At 61.9% G+C, this 3,821-nt stretch carries 2 protein-coding genes and 2 pseudogenes; 1 reads left to right on the plus strand and 3 read right to left on the minus strand.

Going from position 1 to position 3,821, the window contains the following annotated elements; genetic code table 11:
• Positions 1-126: 126 nt before the first annotated feature.
• Positions 127-438: pseudogene (locus tag GWC77_RS27145) on the plus strand (IS110 family transposase); the annotation flags it as partial.
• A gap of 115 nt (positions 439-553) precedes the next feature.
• Here GWC77_RS27145 and GWC77_RS27150 read toward each other — a convergent pair.
• The 3 genes and pseudogenes from GWC77_RS27150 to GWC77_RS27160 all read right to left on the minus strand — a co-directional run.
• On the minus strand, positions 554-2,545 hold the full coding sequence (locus tag GWC77_RS27150; protein WP_173262411.1) for a bifunctional diguanylate cyclase/phosphodiesterase: 1,992 nt from the start codon (positions 2,543-2,545) through the stop codon (positions 554-556).
• A complete protein-coding gene (locus tag GWC77_RS27155) occupies positions 2,542-3,612 on the minus strand; it encodes an FIST signal transduction protein (protein WP_367949125.1) in 1,071 nt (356 codons plus the stop codon). The genes GWC77_RS27150 and GWC77_RS27155 overlap by 4 nt, the downstream gene beginning before the upstream one ends.
• A 71-nt stretch (positions 3,613-3,683) precedes the next feature.
• A pseudogene (locus tag GWC77_RS27160) lies at positions 3,684-3,821 on the minus strand (IS6 family transposase); the annotation flags it as partial.

Genomic DNA, 3,821 nt, shown 5'->3' on the forward strand with positions numbered 1-3,821 from the left:
AAGGCCAAATGAAGGGTGACCACGCCACTCGAACGGTCGCCGCGCAGTTCTATTCGCTGCTTATGTAAGGACTCCTAAGCGAATCGCCGCTTGCTCGTCATGGCTCCGTTATCGCGACACAACCGCGAGGCCGAGATTGCCCGCGCGCTGACGGGCAACTGGCGCGAGGAACATCTGTTCGTCCTCGCACAGGCACTGTCCATGTTTGACAGTCTGGCGCAACGTATTGTCGAATGCGACGCGAAGATCGAGGCGCTGCTCAAGCCGCTCGGGTGCCACGAGATCGAACTGGGTGCGGACAAACAGCGCCACAAGCACACGCCGCGATTTGATGCACGCACGGCGCTGGCGCGCTGGGCTGGCGTCGATCTGACACGCATCAACGGTCTTGGCGTGGGCACGGTGATGACGATCCTCTGCGAAGTCGGTCCCGACCTTCACGCTTTTCCCTCATTTGCCGCTATCGCACTTGGGGTGTCCTCAGAAAAGCGATCCTTTCGCTAAGGTCTCCTTGCATATTGATATCTCTACCTCCCCCCTGCAGCCGGATCGGTCATGTCTCTCGGCTCTCGGCCTCCGTTCGCGCTTCACAGAACTTGCGGGAGAGGGAATCGTCGGTGCTGGCCGTGCATCCGCCTGACGCTGTCTCGGCTGACATGTCTCTCTCGGCGTGGTCTGCCGTGCTCCATGACGCAAGTAGAACTTCCATATCGCACCTCGGCTTCGGTCGGCTGAACAGGTAGCCCTGCACTTCATCGCACCGTTCGCTATCGAGCATTCCCAACTGTCCCTCTGTCTCCACGCCTTCGGCCGTGCTGACAATGCCAAGACTGGCACACATGCCGGTGACAGCTCGAATGACCGCGAGTGATTCGGGCCGCTGTTCGATGCCGGTCGTGAACGCGCGATCGATCTTGATCCGGTCGAACGGAAACATCGTCAGGTAGCTCAGAGACGAGTAGCCAGTGCCGAAGTCATCCATCGCGATGCTTACGCCAAGCGCCCGGAGTTGATGCAGCGTCATCAGAACCTCGTCTGTGTTCTCGAGCATGAGCGACTCGGTCACCTCGAGTTCCAGCCGGTGAGGCGAAAGACCCGATTCGTTCAACGCGCGCCGTACCGCCGCAACCAGATCGCTGCGGTGAAACTGCACCGGCGACAGGTTCACCGCCACACGAATAGACTCGGCCCATTCCCGCGCATGTCGGCATGCTTGGCGCAGTACCCATTCGCCGATGGGCACGATCAGCCCTAGCTCTTCAGCCAGCGGTATGAATTCATCGGGCGCGATGACTCCCCGCGTCGGGCTGCGCCAGCGCAGCAATGCTTCGAAGCCGTTGATGCGTCGCGGGTTCAGATTGATGAACGGCTGATAGTGCAGCTCAAACTCCTCGCGCGTAATCGCCTTACGCAGTTCGAGCTCCAGCACGTGCCGTTCACGCATTGACTGCTCCATCTTCGATTCGAAGAAACAGTACTGCCCGCGGCCGCCTGACTTCGCGCTGTACAGCGCGAGGTCAGCGAACTTCAGCAGTTCACCCGGCTCTACCGAATCTTGCGGCGCCGTCGCGATCCCGATGCTCGCGCCGAGCATCACCTCATGACCACCCAGGTGATAGGGCTGGCTGATGCTGTGGATCAGCCGGTTAGCGAACGCAGCGATCTGCTGATGTCCGGCACAGCTACGCACGAGCAACGCGAACTCGTCGCCGCCCAGGCGCGCAACGGTATCCTGCGCGCGCACTTGCTCACAAAGGCGCTGCCCGACCTGTTGCAACAATGCGTCGCCAATCGCGTGTCCGAGCGTGTCGTTCACGGTCTTGAAGCGATCCAGATCGACATACAGGAGTGCGCACCCGGCGCGTGTCTGCTCAGCGAGTGCTTCCTGTAGGTGCTGGTACAACAGAACGCGGTTCGGCAGGTCGGTGAGCGGATCGTGTAACGCCATGTGTGCGATTCGCGCATCGGCTTGGCGCAGCTCCGTGACATCCTCGAAGGTTTCGATGAAGCCACCCGTCGGCAACGGCTGATGGCAAATCGACATGACGCGACCGTCAAACCAGACCTGCTGCAGGCTGGTGCGCCGGCTCGAGCAAGCCATCAGGAAATATTCGGTCGCGTAGCGCTGGATTGTGCCACTGCGGGCATCCTCGAACACCGGGCTGTGCGACAGCAGATCGAAGTGGGATGCGCCAGGCGCACACGCGTCAGGTGCTATCAGGAACATATCCGCGAAGTTGCGGTTGTAGACCGTCAGATTGCCCGTCGAATCGACCATGCAAAGACCTTGCGACATGTTCTCGAGCGCGGCTTCGAGGCGGTGGCTTTGCATACTGAGCTGATCGACCAGCAGCTCGCGCCGTTGCGCCAGTTCTGCAAGCTCAGCGGCCATCAGCGTAGTCGCGCGATCTATCCGGCGTCTGTCGCGATCCGCATCCTCGTAGGTCGCGCTGACGAGTTCGCCCAGCAGCTCGAGATCAAGATGGCCGAAGCTCGATGTCGCCTTCGCGAGCTGTCGTGCAAACAGTCGGTGCGAAGCGGTCATGCCTGCTCCTCGGTGAGGCAGGTGATCGTCATCGTCTGGTTCTGTAGCTCGCAGTTGCCGGAGCCGCCACCAGGCGTAAGTTCCCCGTACGAATAGAATCCGATCTGCGACGTCTGCGCGCCCAGTACGGTGCTCACGGCCTCGACTTCATCTTCGCAGCGTTGTCCCATCAACAGACGCCGTCCCACACAGCTGACGAGTAGCGCGAGCCGGTCTCCGTGCCCCGCAGGGTCCATACCGCCGAGTGCACGGTTCGCGGCGAGCGCGGCACCGTCGACGAGCCGTTCGTGGCAACCCCGCATGAGCTGGACCGTGGCGCCGTCGGCAATGGAGCCGGCGAACGTCAGGCTGCGCGTGTGCCGATCGACGCCGAGCAGCGTGCGGACAATCCGCTCGTCGGGATCGGCCGGATTATGGATATTCAGCGGGTAGTACAGACCCGTGGCGGGCAGTCCGCACGCTTCGTCACCGAGGTAGCGTTCATACAGATCGAGCGCGGGTTCGCCATCGAGTTCGAGCAGCACGTTCCCGCGTGATGCTGTCACTCGCCTGAGCGGCCCGAACAGGTCCCAGCCGCCTGCGCTGCCGTAGCCGCAATGCACCGATTGGCCATACAGCCCAACGGCGCCAATGCGCCGCACTCCAGGTGGCTCATTGGCGCCCACCAGTGTCGTTCCGAAGCGGGCGCCATCGGCCGCCAGCGCACCGCTGACCGGTACGCCAGCAGGGAGAACCCACGACATCCCCGCAGCCAGGGCAGTACCATCGGTCGCCAGCCCATCGGACAGGACGAAGACGGCCGCCAGATCGTCCGCCAGCAGTTGTGTGGCGATCTGCACGCCGCACTCCCATGACTGGTCTGCAGCTTCAATGGACGCCGTCGCAAGCCGCACCCGGGTCGACGCAAAGCTGATCGCCACACCGACTGCGCCCTCGTCCTGGACACTACAGCCCAGGATGTGCGTTCCGGTGCTGCACCCGAGAATCTGCGCGCAGGGAAAGTCTGCTCGCAGTTGAGCGTACAGTGAAGCGTCCTGCATGATCCCAGTCGCACCAAAATACAGCACCAGGGTAATCGCCGCGGTTGTGTCGCGATAACGGAGCCATGACGAGCAAGCGGCGATTCGCTTAGGAGTCCTTACATAAGCTGCGAATAGAACTGCGCGGCGACCGTTCGAGTGGCGTGGTCACCCTTCATTTGGCCTTTGCGGATCATGTGCATGATCTCAATGCCGGCCAGGATGATGCGCGCGCACCGGAAATCCTTGAAGCCCAT

Origin of the sequence: Paraburkholderia sp. NMBU_R16 (assembly GCF_013282575.1) — a bacterium.
Lineage (GTDB): Bacteria > Pseudomonadota > Gammaproteobacteria > Burkholderiales > Burkholderiaceae > Trinickia.